Origin of the sequence: Fibrisoma montanum (genome assembly GCF_003583365.1) — a bacterium.
GTDB classification, from domain to species: domain Bacteria; phylum Bacteroidota; class Bacteroidia; order Cytophagales; family Spirosomataceae; genus Fibrisoma; species Fibrisoma montanum.
This window is the reverse complement of the sequence record NZ_QXED01000005.1, coordinates 240,529-258,510: the sequence shown is the minus strand read 5'-3', so window position 1 is coordinate 258,510 and position 17,982 is coordinate 240,529. Positions and strand designations below refer to the sequence as shown.

Annotated in this window: 9 protein-coding genes; all 9 read left to right on the top strand. The window is 53.0% G+C overall.

Going from position 1 to position 17,982, the window contains the following annotated elements:
* Positions 1 to 153: 153 nt before the first annotated feature.
* Positions 154 to 489 carry a PadR family transcriptional regulator gene (locus DYU11_RS18010; protein WP_119669096.1) on the top strand — a complete coding sequence of 112 codons (336 nt, stop codon included), beginning with the start codon at positions 154 to 156 and terminating at the stop codon, positions 487 to 489.
* A gap of 68 nt (positions 490 to 557) precedes the next feature.
* Complete coding sequence (locus DYU11_RS18005; protein WP_119669095.1) at positions 558 to 3,254, top strand: ABC transporter permease; 2,697 nt, start codon at positions 558 to 560, stop codon at positions 3,252 to 3,254.
* Positions 3,255 to 3,324: 70 nt separating this feature from the next.
* Positions 3,325 to 5,949: an ABC transporter permease gene (locus DYU11_RS18000; protein ID WP_119669094.1), complete on the top strand. Its 2,625-nt coding sequence runs from the start codon at positions 3,325 to 3,327 to the stop codon at positions 5,947 to 5,949.
* A gap of 70 nt (positions 5,950 to 6,019) precedes the next feature.
* The gene (locus DYU11_RS17995) at positions 6,020 to 8,626 is read left to right on the top strand and encodes an ABC transporter permease (RefSeq protein ID WP_119669093.1); all 2,607 of its coding nucleotides are present in this window, start codon (positions 6,020 to 6,022) and stop codon (positions 8,624 to 8,626) included.
* Between the two features lie 21 nt (positions 8,627 to 8,647).
* On the top strand, positions 8,648 to 11,317 hold the full coding sequence (locus DYU11_RS17990) for an ABC transporter permease (protein ID WP_119669092.1): 2,670 nt from the start codon (positions 8,648 to 8,650) through the stop codon (positions 11,315 to 11,317).
* Between the two features lie 211 nt (positions 11,318 to 11,528).
* Positions 11,529 to 11,867 (top strand): PadR family transcriptional regulator, encoded by a 339-nt coding sequence (locus DYU11_RS17985; RefSeq protein WP_119669091.1) that lies wholly within the window; start codon positions 11,529 to 11,531, stop codon positions 11,865 to 11,867.
* A gap of 18 nt (positions 11,868 to 11,885) precedes the next feature.
* Complete coding sequence (locus tag DYU11_RS17980) at positions 11,886 to 14,549, top strand: ABC transporter permease (protein ID WP_119669090.1); 2,664 nt, start codon at positions 11,886 to 11,888, stop codon at positions 14,547 to 14,549.
* 268 nt (positions 14,550 to 14,817) lie between these two features.
* Complete coding sequence (locus DYU11_RS17975) at positions 14,818 to 17,403, top strand: cellulase family glycosylhydrolase (protein ID WP_119669089.1); 2,586 nt, start codon at positions 14,818 to 14,820, stop codon at positions 17,401 to 17,403.
* Between the two features lie 146 nt (positions 17,404 to 17,549).
* Positions 17,550 to 17,858 carry a plasmid stabilization protein gene (locus DYU11_RS17970; protein WP_119669088.1) on the top strand — a complete coding sequence of 103 codons (309 nt, stop codon included), beginning with the start codon at positions 17,550 to 17,552 and terminating at the stop codon, positions 17,856 to 17,858.
* Positions 17,859 to 17,982 lie beyond the last annotated feature (124 nt).

Here is a 17,982-nt window from a genome sequence, read left to right as displayed (position 1 = left end):
CAAAGTCTGTCCGTTTCTGGACAATCCTATAGCACTCACAAAGTACAAAAGCCCTTTCTGCGTTGGAAAGGGCCTTTTTTCTTTTTGGCAAGGCATTTGACATACAGAAATAGATAATATCCGATAACCCAAACCAACCGCTGTTTTCTGCCCATGCGACGGAGTGATTTAGGCGAATTTGAAGAGGTCGTTCTGCTAGCCGTAGCCGTGCTTTCTCCCAAAGCGTATTCGGTGGTTATTGCCGAAGAACTCGAACGGGAGACCGGCCAGACCGTCAGCACCGGGGCGGTTCATGCGGCTCTGCAACGACTTGAACAGAAGGGCTACCTCCGCTCCGAACTGGGCGAGGCTACGCCCGAACGCGGGGGCCGACGCAAACGGCTGTTCACCGTCACGGCCCTGGGCGGCCGCGTTCTGAACGATGTCCGTTCGGTCCGCAACCGACTCTGGGAACGCATTGTGCCGCAAACCATACTGAAGTGGAGTTAACCAGATAAGGGCTAGGGGCGTGGGGTAACTACCTAGCCCCTACCCCCCTGCCCTAAGCCCCCAGCCCTATGCCAAACGCTACGAAACGTCCCCGCTGGCCCGACAAGCTGCTCAGCAGACTGGTGGCTCCGCACCTGCGCGAGGAGGTGCTGGGCGACATCCACGAACGCTACCTGCTACGTGTACAGCGACTTGGCGAGCGTAAGGCGCGGGCCACGTACTGGCGCGAGGTGCTGGCGTACGTGCGACCTGGATTCATGAAACGACAACCTGTTAACTATCCGAACCCAACGAATATGGACATGCTGCGCAACCACTTCAAGATTGCCTTCCGAACCCTGAGCCGGAATAAACTGTACACCGGGCTTAACGTAGCCGGTTTGACTTTTGGCGTTACCTGTTTTTTGCTGATCGGATTATACCTCTTCGATGAACTGACGTTTGATCAGCAACACAGCAAAACGAGCAGAATTTACCGGGCTGTTCAGCATAGAAAGACACCGAATGACGATCTGACCATTGCGGCATCGAGCTACAAAGTGGCCGAAGAATCCAAGAAACGCATTGGAGAGATCGAAAACTCGGCTCGCATTAACCGAGTCGGAAGGGCGAACCTATCAAACCCCGACAACAAAAATACGTTTCAGGAGACAATCGCCTTTGGCTCCTCAGGATTGTTGGAAGTTTTTGACTTTGAAGCTATTGATGGGGACAGTAAATCAGGTTTGAACGAGCCAAATTCCATTATTATCGTCGAGGAGTTGGCGCAGCGGCTTTTCAACACCACCCAGGTTGTCGGCAAAACCGTCATCGTTGAATTCATGCCCGATAAACCGCTCAAGATAACGGCGGTTCTGAAAAATCACCCCCGCAATTCAAGTTTTACCTTCAATTCGATGATTTCGGAAGCAACCATCGCCAACAGCGACGACTTTGCCGAATGGATAACTAATTGGGATGACCAAAATTTCCTGACGTTTTTCCTATTGAAGCAACAGGCCAATCCGGAAGTCGCAGCTAATAAAATCAACAACCTACTCAATATCAATCTGAAACGGGAGGCCGGGCATTCGGTGAGGTATTCACTGCAACCTCTCGCTGACATGCATCTGCACTCCGAAAACATTGAGGATGGCGCCAGAAACGGTAACGTAGAAGCGATGAGCCAGGGAGTTTTGCTTTACATCAAAATCTTTGCGGTTGTTGCCTTGTTTGTCTTACTCATTGCCTGCATCAATTACATGAACCTCGCCACGGCACGGGCTTCCAACCGGTCGAAGGAAATTGGTGTTCGCAAAGCCAGTGGCGCGTTTCAGAGTCATCTCATACATCAGTTCCTGACCGAATCGCTGGTCGTAACGGCTATTTCTTTTCTGCTGGCCGTGGTATTGGTCAATCTACTGCTTCCTGCCTTTAATGAATTCACTCATAAAGAGCTCTCGTTAGGCTTTTATAGTGATTATCGAATTTGGATTTACACCTTCGTCGCCCTGGTTATCACAGGTTTATTATCGGGTAGTTATCCCGCCTTTTTACTGTCACGTTTTAGTCCCCTGTTGTTGCTGAAGAATCTTAAACTGCAAAATAAAGGCGATCTGTCATTGCGAAAAGGATTAGTCGTGTTTCAGTTTACGATTTCGGTCGTCATGATGATCGCCACCATCGTGCTGTTCCAGCAAGTTCGGTTTGCCAACAATAAGAATCTGGGCTTTAACAAAGATTTGTTGCTGGTGATCGACATTAACAGTGGTAAAGTACGGAGTAGTGCCGAAACGATCAAAACCGAATTTAGCCGGATTCCAACCGTCAAAAACGTGTCGGCGACCTCGCGAGTACCGGGCGAGTGGAAAACAATTTCTACGGTCAAAATCAGGCCCGAGGGAAATACCGACGAACACAAAATCGCTTATCTGATTGGAGCCGACGAGAACTTCGCCAAGACCTTTGAAGTACAGTTGCTGAACGGCCGAAATTTTGGCGGAATGAGCGATTCGACATCCGTCATCCTCAACGAAACGGCCGCCAAACTACTCGGTATCCGGGAAGCCTCGGCGCAGCAAGTTGAGATACCCACCCGAGCAATGGGCGGGAGCTATAGCCCACTTAACGAGGCTAATCAGCCTTTTAACGCAAGGGTCGTCGGTATTGTAAAGGATTTTCATTTCCAATCCTTACGCGAAAAGATTGCCCCGCTGGTGTTGGCTTACCAGAATAATCCGGTCTATCCGATCGATTATTATACAGCCCGAATTGAAGGCAAGGATATTCCGGCGACCTTGGCCAAAATGAACGACGTTTTGACTAGTATTGATCCTACGCACCAGTTGGAATATCACTTTCTGGATGATCAACTGGCCCGCTTTTACGTCGAAGACCAGCGCCGGGAAACCCTGCTGATCTGGGTAGCGTTGGCTACGATTTTCATTGCCTGTCTGGGGTTATTCGGGTTGGCCACCTATGCCGCCGAACAACGCATCAAGGAAATTGGCGTCCGTAAGGTATTAGGCGCAAGCATCCTCAATCTTACCGCCTTACTTTCTAAAGACTTTCTAAGACTGGTTTTGATCGCCAATGGCATTGCTTTCCCGCTGGCCTGGTGGGCTACCCATCAATGGCTACAAGAGTTTGCTTATCACATTGATGTGGAGTGGTGGGTATTTGCCGTGGCGGGACTTTCAGCCATCGCCATCGCTCTGCTGACCGTCAGTTATCAGGCGATAAAAGCGGCCCTGGTGAATCCGGTCAAAAGTTTACGGTCCGAGTAATTGGCTCAGGGCGTGGGGCCGGGGGCTTGGGGTGACCAAGCTCAGCCCTTCGCCCCCAGCCCCACAAACCATGAACCCGAACCAACCACCTCCGCCCCCCAACTGGCCCGACCGCCTGCTCAACTGGCTGGTGGCTCCGCACCTGCGCGAGGAAGTGCTGGGCGACATCCACGAGCGCTATGCCTTACGGGTGCAGCGGTTGGGCGAACGCAAGGCCCGAAGAACGTACTGGCGCGAGGTGCTGGCCTATGTGCGACCCCGATTTATAAAACGTAAACCCCAAGCGTATCCTAACCCTTTGATTACTGACATGCTACGCAACTATATCAAAACTGCCTGGCGCCACCTCGCCAAAAATAAAGGATACTCGTTCATCAACATTTCGGGGCTTGCTGTGGGTATGGCCGTCGCTATCTCGATTGGCCTTTGGGTATGGGATGAACTCTCGTTTGATAGGTACCACGAGAACTACGATCGGATTGTGCAAGTAGCCCAACATGGAACTGTTAATGGCGAAACCTGGACGGGAAGCTCATTGCCTTACCCACTGGGCACCGAGTTGAAAACCAAATATCCTAACGATTTCAAGCGCGTTCTGAAGGCCTGGCGAATACAGGATCACATTCTGGCAGTGGGAGATAATAAGCTTTCGATAACCGGCGAGTTCATCGAGTCCGAAGCACCAGATATGCTGACGCTCGACATGCTGAAGGGTACGCGGGCGGGGCTTCAGGAGCTAAACTCAATTTTGCTCTCCGCATCGGCGGCAAAAGCGCTCTTCGGCGACGCTGATCCGATGGGGAAAGTAGTGAAGATCAACAACGCAATGGATGCTAAAGTCACCGGTGTTTACCAAGATCTACCTCACAATACCGAGTTTCATCAGGTTAAGTTTTTTGCTCCCTGGAATCTGTACGTATCGGCGAATACGTGGATAAAAGAACAAAGTTGGTTCAATAACTTTATTCAAACATACGCTGAGCTTCAGCCGAATGTGGATGTGGATAAACTATCGGCTAAGATCAAGGATATCAAGCACAAGAACCTCGGGGATAATAAGGAGCAGCTCGCCTTCAACTTCCAGATTTTCCTACACCCGATGAGCAAGTGGCATCTGTATTCGGATTTCGATAAGCAAGGAAACAACAACGGCGGCTTCATCCAGTATGTCTGGCTGTTTAGCATCATCGGGGCGTTTGTGTTACTGCTGGCCTGCATCAACTTCATGAACCTGAGCACTGCCCGCTCCGACAAACGCGCCAAGGAAGTCGGCATCCGCAAGGCCGTTGGGTCGGTGCGGAGGCAGTTGATCGGGCAGTTCTTCAGCGAGTCGTTCCTCGTCGTTATTCTGGCTTTTGGGGTAGCCATTGGCTTAGTCGCCTTGACCATCAACTGGTTTAATCAACTGGCTGACAAACAGATGACGATCCTTTGGGAGAATCCTTACTTCTGGTTGTTTAGCCTATGCTTCATTCTAATCACAGGTTTATTAGCAGGCAGCTATCCGGCCTTGTATCTGTCCGGCTTCCAGCCCATCAAAGTCCTGAAAGGTACCTTTCGAGTGGGGCGGCTAGCGGCTATTCCCCGCAAAGTTTTAGTCGTAGTTCAGTTTGCCGTATCCGTTACGCTCATCATTGGTACCATCATCGTCTATCGCCAGATTCAGTATGCTAAGAATCGCCCTGTAGGCTACAATCGTGAAGGGTTGTTGCAGGTTCGAATGGCAGCCGATGATTTCTACACCAAATTCGACGTGCTACGCCAGGAACTGAAGAACACCGGTGTTGTTTTCGAAACGGCGCAATCGGCCAGCCGTGCCACAGAGTTATGGTCAAATAATGGGGGTTTTGAGTGGACCGGTAAAGATCCTTCTCTACAAGCTGACTTCGGCACCCTAACCGTTTCGCCTGAATATGGCAAAACCGTAGGTTGGCAGTTCGTTGCCGGGCGGGACTTCTCGCGGGACTTTGCCTCCGATTCGGCGGGTTTTGTGGTTAACGAAGCAGCCGTCAAGTTCATGGGCTTACAGAAGCCAGTTGGCGAAATTATCCGTCGCGACGGTCAACCATTCCGGATTGTGGGCGTCATTAAAGACATGGTAATGACCTCGCCATTTGAGCCGGTACACCCGACCATATTCTTCCTCAGAGGACCACTTAACTGGATTAATATCAAAATCAAGCCGAACGTAGCAGCCTCCGATGCCTTACCCAAGATTGAGTCGGTCTTCAAGAAAGTGATTCCATCAGTTCCTTTTGATTACGATTTTGTCGATCAGGAATACGCTGAAAAGTTTGAGGCTGAAGAGAGGATTGGCACCCTGGCAGGCATCTTTGCCGCACTGGCCATCTTTATCTCCTGCCTGGGTCTTTTCGGACTAGCTTCGTTCGTGGCCGAACAGCGCACCAAAGAGATTGGGGTGCGCAAAGTGTTGGGCGCATCGGTGTTTAATCTGTGGCGACTGCTTTCGAAAGACTTCGTGCTGTTGGTTATTGTTGCTTTCGTGATAGCCACTCCAATAGCCTGGTACTTTCTCAACAACTGGCTCCAGAAGTACACGTACCGCACCGACATCAGTTGGTGGATATTCGCCGTGGCTGGTGGCGGAGCACTACTCATTACGTTACTCACAGTCAGCTATCAGGCCATCAAAGCGGCCCTGGTGAATCCGGTTAAAAGTTTACGGTCCGAGTAATTGGCTAAGGGCGTGGGGCCGGGGGCTTGGGGTGACCAAGCTCAGCCCTTCGCCCCCAGCCCCACAAACCATGAACCCGAACCAACCACCTCCGCCCCCCAACTGGCCCGACAAGCTGCTCAACTGGCTGGTGGCTCCGCACCTGCGCGAGGAAGTGCTGGGCGACATCCACGAACGCTTCGCCCTGCGGATGCAGCGACTCGGCGAGCGCCGGGCCAGACAGACGTACTGGCGCGAGGTGCTGGCTTACCTGCGGCCTCAATTTATCAAACGCAGACCATCCGAATACGCTAAACCCCTGTTTACTGACATGATTCGCAACTATATCAAAACAGCCTGGCGCAATCTGACCAAAAATCAGTTCTACTCGCTGATCAACATGACTGGCCTGACCGTCGGGTTGGCCGTTGGTCTACTTATTCTGCTATGGGTGCAGAGTGAACTGAGTTTTGACCGGTTTCACCGGCAAGCCGACTCCATTTACCGCCTGGAGAACTGGGCAGGCACCGGCAGCAGTCGGCAAATCTGGACCGTAACCGTTGCCCCCATTGCCGATTACGCCAAGAAGCAAGTACCCGAAGTGAACGATGCCGTTCGTATTTCATATAATGGATCTTATACGTTATTTCGATACAAGGATAAGCTCTTCAAGGAAGACAATACGTTCTTCACCGATCCATCGCTCTTTCCGGTCTTTGATTTCCAGCTGATTCAGGGTAACCCTGCTGCCCCTTTCCCCGACAACTCTTCCGTTGTGCTAACCGAAACGACGGCCAAACGGTATTTCGGCGATGAAAACCCACTGGGTAAAACCCTGTCGGTCGATGATAAAACCTCATTCAAGGTGAGTGGTGTGGTCCGCGACTTTCCAAAAAACTCGAGTATCAGGGCTGATATACTGCTCCCAATATCGCTCATGTTCAAGGATCGCTATACGAACCGGGACGACGATAAAACGCTGGCCAACGACTTCAGTCAGTTCAACTACAATACGTACCTGCTCCTACAACCGGGCGCTTCCATCAGTAGCGTAGCCGAGAAACTGCGGGCCATTCACCTCAGTCATAAACCCGACGACACCGACCTCAGCTACCTGTTGCAGCCGTTGCCCGACATGCACTTGTACCGGGCCGATGGCACGAACGGCGGTATCGAGACGGTCCGGATGTTCGGCATTATTGCCCTGCTTATTCTGACGATTGCCTGCATTAACTACGTCAATCTTTCAACGGCCCGGGCTATGCTTCGCTCCAAAGAAGTCAGCATGCGCAAAATTGTAGGCGCAGCCCGCAGTCAGCTCTTCATGCAGTTTCTGGTCGAGACGGCACTCCTTTTCTCGCTGGCTACCCTGCTGGCGCTTGGTCTGATTTACCTGCTGTTGCCGGTCTACAACCAGATTTCGGGTAAAGAACTGGTTCTTAATCTGCTGGATAGCCAGCTCTGGCAGGTTATGGGGCTAACTATCCTTGGGACACTGGCGGCTTCGAGCATTTACCCGGCTCTGCTGCTGTCGTCGTTTGAACCGCTGAAAGCATTGCGGGGAAAGATTTCCGCCCGTTTGAGCGACGTAGCGTTCCGGAAAGTTCTGGTCGTTACGCAGTTTGCCGTTTCGGTGATTCTGATAGCCGGTACGTTCATCATCGGCAAGCAACTGCAATACATTCGCTCGAAGGAATTAGGGTACGACAAAACGCACGTGTTTGCCTTTTTCATGCGCGACATGGGGAAGCATTACGAGGCCGTGAAAGCAGACCTCCTGAACCAGCCCGGTGTGGCAGGAGTCACCCGGGCCAGTGCCAATATCGTTCAACTGGGCGAACAGACCGGTGATACACAATGGGATGGTAAGGAACAGGGAGAGACAATGTTTGTGTATCCGGTGGCCATTGACAAAGACTTTGTGCCTTTCTTCAGGATGAAGCTGCAACAGGGGGCCAACTTCACGGGTGCCGTAGCTGATTCGACCCGCTTTATCCTGAACGAAGCCGCCGTGAAGGCTGCCCGTATTCAAAATCCGGTCGGTAAGCGGTTTAAACTGTGGGACCGCGACGGAACCATCGTTGGTGTAGTAAAGGATTTCCACTTTGCCTCCATGCGGCAGAAAATCGAACCGGCCGTTTTCTACTACGCCCCCGACCGACTCAATGCGATTTACGTTAAAACGACGGGCAATGAGGCCGAACCGGTACTTGCCGCCACCGAACGCTCGTGGAAACAGTACAATGCGAATTACCCGTTCGAATACTTTTTCCTCGACAAGCTGTTCGACAATCTCTACCGGGTAGAACAACGTACCGGTACGCTCTTCAATCTGTTTGCTTCCATAGCCATTCTGATCTCCTGCCTGGGTCTGTTTGGGCTGGCAACGTTCACGGCGCAGGTTCGTACGCGTGAGATTGGCGTACGTAAAATACTGGGGGCTAGTATAGCAGAGATTATTCAGTTGCTGGCAAAAGACTTTATTCGACTGGTGATTATCGCCATTGTGATTGCGGTGCCGATAGCCTGGTACACCATGCATCAGTGGTTGCAGAACTTCGCCTACAAGATTGACATCGAGTGGTGGGTCTTTGGCCTGGCCGGGCTGTTGGCGGTAGGTATTGCCTTGCTGACGGTCAGCTTCCAGAGCATCAAAGCCGCCCTGATGAATCCGGTAAAAAGCCTGCGCACCGAATAGCCTACGTCACCTACCAGCGATATGAAACCCAACCCGTCCCCACCCCGCTGGCTCGATAAGCTGCTCAACTGGCTGGTTGCACCCCACCTGCGCGAGGAGGTGCTGGGCGACATCCACGAGCGCTACACCCTGCGGATGCAGCGGCTGGGTGAGCGCCGGGCCAGACAGACGTACTGGCGCGAGGTGCTGGCCTACGTGCGCCCCAGATTTATTAGACGCAAACCCAACCAATATCCAAATCCAAGCCATACAGACATGCTGCGCAACTATCTTAAAATCGCCTGGCGAAACCTCACCAAAAACAAAGCTTTCTCAACTATTAACATCGGTGGCCTGGCGGTGGGCATGGCTGTCGCTATGCTGATCGGCCTGTGGATTCACGACGAGTTGTCTTTCAACAACTATCACCAGAATTACGGCCGGATTGCGCAGGTTAGAGAGCGCGGTATTCGGGAAGATGGGAGACGTTATTCAAACACATCGTTACCCTATCCGCTGGCAACAGAACTGAAAACCAGTTACCAACGCTTTTTCAAGCACATTTTGATCGCCAATGACCCCGAAGAGCATATCCTGACGGCTGACCAGACAAAGCTAACTGAGACAGGCCGGTTTATTGAAGCAGGGGCACCCGAAATGCTTACGTTAACGATGCTGAAAGGGACATGGGCAGGGCTGCAAGATCCTCATTCCATTCTATTATCGGCATCGACGGCTCAGGCTCTGTTTGGAAACGCCGATCCAATGGGCAAACACGTCAAAATCAACACGGACATGGACGCCAGAGTGACCGGCGTGTACGAAGACTTTCCCCACAATACGGAGTTCAACGGGATAAAATTTCTTGCACCCTTCGTGCTTTGGACTTCGGTCAATCCCTGGGTAAAAGAACAGCAATGGAATAACTGGTTTTTATCTGTCTATGTCCAGCTTCAGCCGGGTATCGACTTTGATCAGGTTTCTGCGCTCATTAAAGATATTGAGCTGAATAAAATCAGAAACCTGGAGGGCGCACAGAAGCAGGTAGCCAGCCAGCCGCAGATAGCCTTGCTTCCAATGAGTCGATGGCACCTGTACGGCAACTACTATGAGGACGATAAGGGGCCGGTACAGATGGTGTGGTTGATTGGCCTGATTGGCGCATTTGTATTACTGTTAGCCTGCATCAACTTCATGAATCTAAGTACAGCCCGTTCCATGAAACGAGCGAAAGAAGTGGGTATTCGGAAAGCAGTGGGTTCGCTACGGGGGCAGTTAGTGGGCCAATTCTTCAGCGAATCGTTTCTGGTCGTTGGCCTGGCTTTTGTAGCGTCCGTCTTGTTGATACATTTTTCATTGCCCTGGTTTAATGACATTGCGGCCAAGCAGTTAACCTTTCGCTGGACTAATCTATACTTCTGGCTGGCCGGGTTGGGCTTCATCCTGTTGACCGGCTTTGTAGCAGGCAGCTATCCCGCGTTCTACCTGTCGTCATTCCAGCCCGTTAAAGTCCTCAAAGGAACTCTGAACAGCGGGCGGTTGGTGGCTACCCCGCGTAAGCTCCTGATTGTGCTCCAGTTTACCGTCTCGGTAACGTTGATCACCGGTACGCTCATCGTATACCGACAGATTCAGCACGCTAAAAACCGGCCAATCGGGTATGATAAAGCAGGGCTCTTGCTGGTAAAGCAGAAAACGGCTGACTTCAAAGGCAAGCACGAATTACTAAGGAGCGAGTTGAAAAATACCGGCGTGGTTTTCGACATGGCCGAATCGAGGAGTTCAACAACCGGCATCACGATGTGGAATGGCGGCTTTTCGCGAAGGGGTACGGGAATAACCTGTCCGAACGGTTGCGGTACGTTGCCCGTGTCAACGGAGTACGGCCAAACGGTCGGTTGGCAATTTGTGGCGGGAAGAGACTTTAACCGAGCGTATTCGAGTGATTCGGCTGGCTTTATCATCAACGAATCATTTGCCAAACTACTCAGTCTAAACAATCGGACCCGAACAGGCAAGGAAACGGCAGCATCACTGGTGGGTGAAACTGTCACCTGGAGCCCAGGCTCTCGTGAAGCCAGGACGTACACCATTTTAGGTGTGGTGAATGATATGGTGGCTCTATCGCCCTACGAGTCAGCCATACCGACCGTTTTCTTTCTGGAAGACAACTACAATTGGATAAACATCAAGCTCAATCCACAGGTAAGTGCGGCCGAAGCTTTGCCCAAAATTGAAGCGGTATTCAAACGACTCATCCCAACTGTCCCTTTCGATTACAAGTTTGCCGATCAGGAGTATGGGGCCAAGTTTGCCGCTGAAGAACGCATTGGTAAACTGGCATCCGTCTTTGCCTTCCTGGCTATATTAATCTCCTGCTTAGGCTTGTTCGGACTCGCTTCCTTCATGGCTGAGCAGCGCACCAAAGAAATCGGCATCCGCAAAGTGCTGGGTGCATCGGTATTGAACCTATGGGGGCTGTTATCGAAGGATTTTGTTGTCCTGGTTCTTATCGCGTTTCTACTGGCTACGCCCCTGGCTTACTACGCCATGTCCGACTGGCTTCAGAAGTATGAGTACCGGACGGAGCTATCGTGGTGGATTTTTGCGGCTTCGGGTGCTGGCGCCCTGCTCATTACGCTATTGACGGTCAGCTTCCAGAGCATCCGAGCCGCGCTGATGAATCCGGTGAAAAGTCTACGGACAGAGTGAATAAAAAGTTTCTTTATTCGAAAGCATCACCTGCTGGGTGGTGCTTTTTTGCTGCTGTAAACTTGTCCGGGGGCGTACATAAGCTGTCCAGAAACGGACAGCTTATGGTCTGCGGTTCATCCTGCAACAGCCCTTCCGGCGACGCTGAGGTAGATTTAGAGTTCTGGCACCGGATTTGATTTGCATTATTATAACTAATCATTACTGACATATGAAACGAACCTTCCTGGGTGAGTTTGAAGAAGTTGTATTGCTGGTGGTAGCGGCCTGCACCGAGGATGCCTATGGTGTAATAATCTGGGAGCAGCTACAGGAGCAGACCGGCCGCAGCATCACCATCAGCGCCGTTCATGCTACGTTGTACCGGCTTGAGGAAAAAGGCTACCTGTCGTCGCAGATGGGGGGCGCGACGGCCGAACGCGGTGGACGACGCAAACGCTTCTTCACCGTAACGGCCTTAGGCAGCCGGGCGTTGCTGGAGATTCAGGAGATGCGCCAGCGACTGTGGCAGGCCATTCCGCAGGGCAAGCTACAACTCATCGGTCAGTAAGCAAGCCATTCCCGACCTATGTCCACCAACAATAAACCAACTTCCCAACCACCCCGCGTGGCCGACCGTCTGCTGAACTGGCTGGTGGCTCCCCACCTGCGCGAAGACCTGCTGGGCGATCTGCACGAAGTTTACGCCAGGCAGCTTCAGGAGGTTGGCCCCGGCCCGGCCCGTCGCTTCTACTGGCGGCAGACGCTGACGTATCTGCGCCCGTCGATTATCAAACGTAAACCTACGGATCAGCACCCTGCTGACTATCCTTTGCCTTTCTTACTCAGTCCTGCTATGATACGCAACTACGTAAAGATCGCCTGGCGTAACCTGACTCACGCCAAAAGTTTTTCGCTCATCAACGGCTTCGGCCTGACTCTGGGCCTGGCTTGTGCCCTGCTCATTTTTGTGGTGGTTAGTCACGAAACCAGCTACGATCTGCACCATAAAAACGCAGACCGCATATACCGGGTCGAAACAGTTAATATGGGAAACAGCGAAGCCCATGCCGGTACGTATACAGAGATGACGGCCGTCCTGCGAAACGAGGTGCCCGAAATTGACCGGGTAGCCCCAGTGTACCGGACTTCCGGGCAATCTATCGCCGTTCCGCAGGAAGGTAAATTTTTTAAAGAACCCGTCGCTTTTGCCGACAACGACTTGTTTAAACTGCTCGATTACGAGTGGGTTAGCGGTGATGCCAATACGGCGCTGACAAGACCGAATCAGGTTGTCTTAACTGAGTCGCACGCGCAGAAGCTGTTCGGTACGATGGATGTTCTCGGGAAAACCGTCCTCCTCGGCGACGACCACAACTTATCCGTTACGGGCGTACTGAAAGACCACCCGGCCACTACCAATTTCCCGTTCGACGTCCTGGTTTCGCTGCCTACCCTGAAGCGCATCAGTCCGGATTATGACACCCACGGCTGGGGCGGGTTCGGCGATAACTATCAGGTATATACGTTACTGCGACAAGGAATCAGACCAGAGCAATTGGCAAACCGATTTCGTGCGATTCAGGTGAAATACCAGCAAGACCCGGAAACCATCAAAAACCAGCATTTTGAGCTGAACCCATTGTCGCAGCTTCATTACGGCTACAACTTCAGCGGCCGACAGGCTAATCAGAAACTCCTGACCATTCTGTCGCTGATTGGGGCGTTTGTGCTGTTGATTGCCTGCATTAATTTCATCAACCTAACCACAGCCAAAGCCCTCAGGCGAGCCAAAGAGGTTGGCATTCGCAAAGCCGTTGGCAGTACACGCCTGACGCTGATTTACCAGTTCATCACTGAAGCGGGCCTGCTGACGTTCATAGCGACTCTGCTGGCTCTGCTGCTGGCCCGGACCATGCTCCCGGCGGCTGCCAATATGATGGGGCTTCCGCTGAAAACCCGTGATTTGTTCTCGTGGCCGGTTGGCACGTTTGTAACGCTGTTATTTATCATGACTACGTTACTGGCTGGTACGTATCCGGCCTTCCGGCTGTCGGGGATGTCGCCAATCTGGGCGCTGAAAAACAACAAACTGCCCCGGGTTGCCGGGAGCATTACGTTCCGGCAGAGCCTGGTGGTCGTGCAGTTTACGGTATCCATGATCCTCATCAGCAGCACACTGTTCATTAACCGGCAATTGTCGCTGTTCAAAAACGCGGATTTAGGCTTCAACAAAAACGCCGTTATCACCGTCGGGTTGCCTAACAACGACCCTGGTAAGCTGCAAACGCTGCGTAGTCAGTTGATAGGGTCTCCGCAGATAAAAGACGTTAGTTTTTCGTTCAACAGCCCATCGGCGGAGAGCAACTGGATGCAGGGCATTCAATACCGGAAAAGCACCCAACCCGTTGAAATCAGGACCCAGATGAAAATGGTGGATGCGCACTTCCTGACTACGTATGGCATTCAGCTTATTGCGGGCGAAGCCTTCCGCGAGGGTGACACACTGCCCAAGCTCATTGCCAATGAGGTTTTTCTGAAGCGAATGGGTATCGATAAACCAGAGAAAGCCATCGGTCAGTTGGTGTACTTCGGCGACAGTCAGGAATCAGCGCCGATCATCGGTGTCGTCAAAACCTTCCATGTCAACTCGCTGCATCAGGGCATCGACCCGACATTGCTGCAGGTCGTTCCGAAACACTACTACCAGGCCGGCATCCGGTTAGCAGCCGAAAACGCGTCGGCCGAGACCCTCAACGCAACGATTGCCACGATTGAATCCATCTGGAAGGCCACGTTTCCCAACAAGGTGTTCAGCTACGAATTCCTGGACGAAACCCTGGCGCGGGCGTATCACAACGAAACACGTACTGCCCAACTTATCGAAACCGCCACGCTGGTTGCCATTCTGATTGCCTGCCTGGGTCTGTTCGGCCTGGCCACCTTCTCGGCAGAGTCGCGTACGAAGGAAATCGGCGTTCGGAAGGTGCTGGGGGCATCCGTTGCCAGTATCGTGGGCCTGCTTTCCGGCGACTTCCTCAAGCCGGTTCTGGCTGCCATTCTGATTGCTGCACCCATTGCCTGGTATGGCATCAGCGAGTGGCTCAAAACCTTTGAGTACAAGATCAACGTCGAGTGGTGGGTCTTTGGCCTGGCCGGGCTTTTGGCTGTGGGTATTGCCTTGCTGACGGTCAGCTTCCAGAGCATCCGAGCCGCGCTGATGAATCCGGTGAAAAGTCTGCGGACGGAGTAAGCTGGCCTTTACGGTTCGCGGCTGAATACTGCTCAACACACTACGTTGCGACTCCCGCAGGCAGACGGGTAGCAGTAACTTATGGATTCAAGTCAGAATAATCGACGCAAGAACAGCTAACAAATGGGTTCATTTTGTCATACCAACAAAAACCGGCTTAATGCCTATCCATAATTCACGGTAACTAAAAACGCGGCAAGGCTCCTATATCGGAACTGATCCTATACCCCGGTGCATTATTAATCAATTACGGACAAGTTGATTACTAATGAAATTCTTTGCTCAACACATTGCAGTCTGCCTGCTGTTGGCGCTGGTCGGCACGGATACCGCAGCCCAGACAAAACCAAATCCTAAAAATCTGGTGTACATGGATGCGGCCGGGGTCATCCGCTACACAAAAAACAAGCAGGAAGCTGCTTTTTACGGCGTGAATTACTGCCTGCCGTTTGCGCATGGGTATCGGGCCGTGAAATCCCTGGGCATCAGCCACGAGAAAGCCATTGATCAGGATGTGTATCACTTCGCCCGCATGGGAGTCGATGCCTTTCGGGTACACATGTGGGACACCGAAATCAGCGATTCGCTGGGCAATCTGCTCAACAACGAACACCTGCGCCTGTTCGATTACCTGCTGGCCCAGCTTAAAAAGCGTAACATTAAAATTGTGATCACCCCCATCGCCTACTGGGGCAATGGCTATCCTGAACCCGATGAGCGAACGCCCGGCTTTTCGCGGGTATACGGCAAAGGGCAGGCAAACGTCAACGAAAACGCCATCCGGGCGCAGGAAGAATACATCCGGCAGTTGTTCCGGCACGTAAACCCGTACACGAAAACGACCTACGGTGCCGATGAATCCGTCATTGCGGTCGAACTTAACAACGAGCCAAGCCACAGCGGCCCTAAACCCAAAGTGACTGAGTACATTAATCGGGTCAATGCCGCCCTGCGGAGCACCGGCTGGGACAAGCCCATTTTCTACAACATTGCGCAGAACCCCTGGTATGCCGATGCGGTCGCCAAATCGGATGTGAATGGCCACAGCTTTCAGTGGTATCCAACGGGTCTGGTGGCCGGCCGTACGCTGGAAGGTAATACGCTCCCACACGTAGATACGTATCAGATTCCGTTTGATACCATCCCCGCGTTCAAAAACAAAGCCCGGATGGTCTACGAGTTCGATGCGGGCGATGTGTATGCGCCGTTCATGTACCCGGCCATGGCGCGTAGTTTCCGGGGTGCCGGTTTCCAGTGGGCCACGCAGTTTGCCTACGATCCAATGGCTTTCGCCTACGCGAACACCGACTACCAGACGCACTACCTGAATCTGGCTTATACGCCCTCGAAAGCGATCAGTATGCTGATTGCCGCACGGGTCTTCCACGAAACACCCCGCTTCAAAAAGTACGGCAAGTACCCACAGGATACGACGTTCGGGCCGTTTCGGGTGAGCTATGCCCGGGCATTGAGCGAAATGAACACTGAGACGGCCTTTTATCACTCGAATCCAACACCGAGCAAGCCCGTCAATCCGGCCCGACTGCAGCACATTGCCGGTGTGGGCAGCTCACCAATTGTTACGTATCGGGGAACAGGCGCGTATTTTCTGGACAAAATCGGCAACGGCGTCTGGCGGCTTGAGGTCATGCCCGACGCCATTCGGGTACGGGACCCGTTCGGGCGGCCATCGCTCCGGAAAGAAGTGACCACCATTCGCTACGCTACCTGGCCAATGCGCGTCGACCTGCCCGACCTGGGGTCGTCGTTTGACGTTATTGGACAGAACGAAGGCAATTCCGTTTCATCGTCGGCCACCGGCGGTCAGTTTTCCATCCGCCCCGGTACGTATCTGCTGAAAAAAGCCACCGTCAACTTGCCGGCATCCTTACCCAACGCCGTCATCGGCTTATCCGAGTTTTATGCGCCCCCGGCTCCCACCGACCCCGAGCCGATTGTCGTCCACACGCCCTACGAGACCGTGTCGGCGCAAAAGCCGTTTGTCCTGTCGGCTACGGTTGTGGGCTTGGACTCAGCCGATCAAGCCAGTGTTGAGATTCGACCGGCCACGGGTCCGGGCCGCCCGCGGGTACTGCCTCTCCGGGCCGTCGGTCCGTATCGCTACGAAGCGGAGGTGCCAGCGGAGGTGGTGAAGGCGGGTGTACTGACCTACCGCATCATGGTACGGCAGGGCCAGCACTACCGAACGTATCCCGGTGGCCTGACGGGCAACCCAAACGCCTGGGACTACCTGCCGACCGATACGTACCAAACCATCGTTACGCCCGAAACCAGTCGACTGGATTTGTTCACCAGCCACACCGATCGCAGCCGGTTACTGATCTATAATCCTGATTTTCGGAACAATACGGTGGCGTTCGTTCCTGATGTAAATCCCGGCCAGCTGCTCCTCAAAGCCAGCGTTGCCAAGCCCCATCCCGACCGGCCACTGGCATTTCAAGTTTACTTTACGGATAAAATCAGCGGTCGGAAAGCCGAACTATCTGCCTGCACCCGACTGCTGGTTCGGGGCCGGTCGGACAAGGAAAAGCCGGTGCGGGTCAACGTCAGTCTGATCAGCCGGGACGGCAATGCTTACGGTACCGTCGTCAGCCTGCCGCAGCAAATGACCGAGGTCGACGTACCGCTCAGCCGCCTGACTCAGGAGGCCATGCTCCTGTTGCCGCGCCCCTACCCGGATTTCCAGCCCCTAACGTTCCAACCCGCCGGGCCCGCTCCGTTTGCCGTTGCCAGTATCGAAAAAGTTGAGATTCGGGTTGAGCAGGACATACGTACCGAACAAGACGGCCAGCCCATCGGCCTGTGGCTTGAGTACGTTGGACTGGCGAAATGAGAAGCGGATAGTAGGGTTGTCAAGGGGTAAATAGCCGGCCATCCCCGGCAGAAGTCATACGGAAATGACCAGTAGTTAACCCGCTCAAACACAATCCTTCCTGAATAGTTTACCACAAACATCTCAACGTTTAACGAAATCAAACTATGCCAAGAGGAGACAAATCAGCGTATACCGACAAGCAAAAACGGCAGGCTGAACACATCGAAGAAAGCTACGAAGACCGCGGGGTACCCGAAGATGAAGCCGAGCGCCGGGCCTGGGCAACGGTGAACAAAACATCGGGAGGAGGTAAAAAAAGCGGTTCAGGCCGGGGGCACGCCGAAAACAAAGAGCCAGCCCAGAAAGGGGGTAAGAAAGGCGGGGCCGCGTCAGCGTCACGCACGCCCGAAGAGCGCTCTGCATCCGCCAGGAAAGCTGCGGCTACCCGCAAAAAGAACGCAGCCGGTTCCTGACCGGACAATCCGTACAGCCCAAACAACGCCCGGCGTTTTCATGAACAGCCGGGCGTTTCTGGTAGTAACAAGGCCCCGGTTCGACAACCCATTAAATCCTGGAAAAAATCTAACCTTACCGCGA

Excerpts from the sequence above, each read along its gene's own strand:
- DYU11_RS18010 (WP_119669096.1), top strand. The coding sequence starts at position 154 with ATGCGACGGAGTGATTTAGGCGAATTTGAAGAGGTCGTTCTGCTAGCC.
- DYU11_RS17970 (WP_119669088.1), top strand. The coding sequence starts at position 17,550 with ATGCCAAGAGGAGACAAATCAGCGTATACCGACAAGCAAAAACGGCAG.
- DYU11_RS17995 (WP_119669093.1), top strand. The coding sequence starts at position 6,020 with ATGAACCCGAACCAACCACCTCCGCCCCCCAACTGGCCCGACAAGCTG.
- DYU11_RS18000 (WP_119669094.1), top strand. The coding sequence starts at position 3,325 with ATGAACCCGAACCAACCACCTCCGCCCCCCAACTGGCCCGACCGCCTG.
- DYU11_RS17990 (WP_119669092.1), top strand. The coding sequence starts at position 8,648 with ATGAAACCCAACCCGTCCCCACCCCGCTGGCTCGATAAGCTGCTCAAC.
- DYU11_RS17985 (WP_119669091.1), top strand. The coding sequence starts at position 11,529 with ATGAAACGAACCTTCCTGGGTGAGTTTGAAGAAGTTGTATTGCTGGTG.
- DYU11_RS18005 (WP_119669095.1), top strand. The coding sequence starts at position 558 with ATGCCAAACGCTACGAAACGTCCCCGCTGGCCCGACAAGCTGCTCAGC.
- DYU11_RS17975 (WP_119669089.1), top strand. The coding sequence starts at position 14,818 with ATGAAATTCTTTGCTCAACACATTGCAGTCTGCCTGCTGTTGGCGCTG.
- DYU11_RS17980 (WP_119669090.1), top strand. The coding sequence starts at position 11,886 with ATGTCCACCAACAATAAACCAACTTCCCAACCACCCCGCGTGGCCGAC.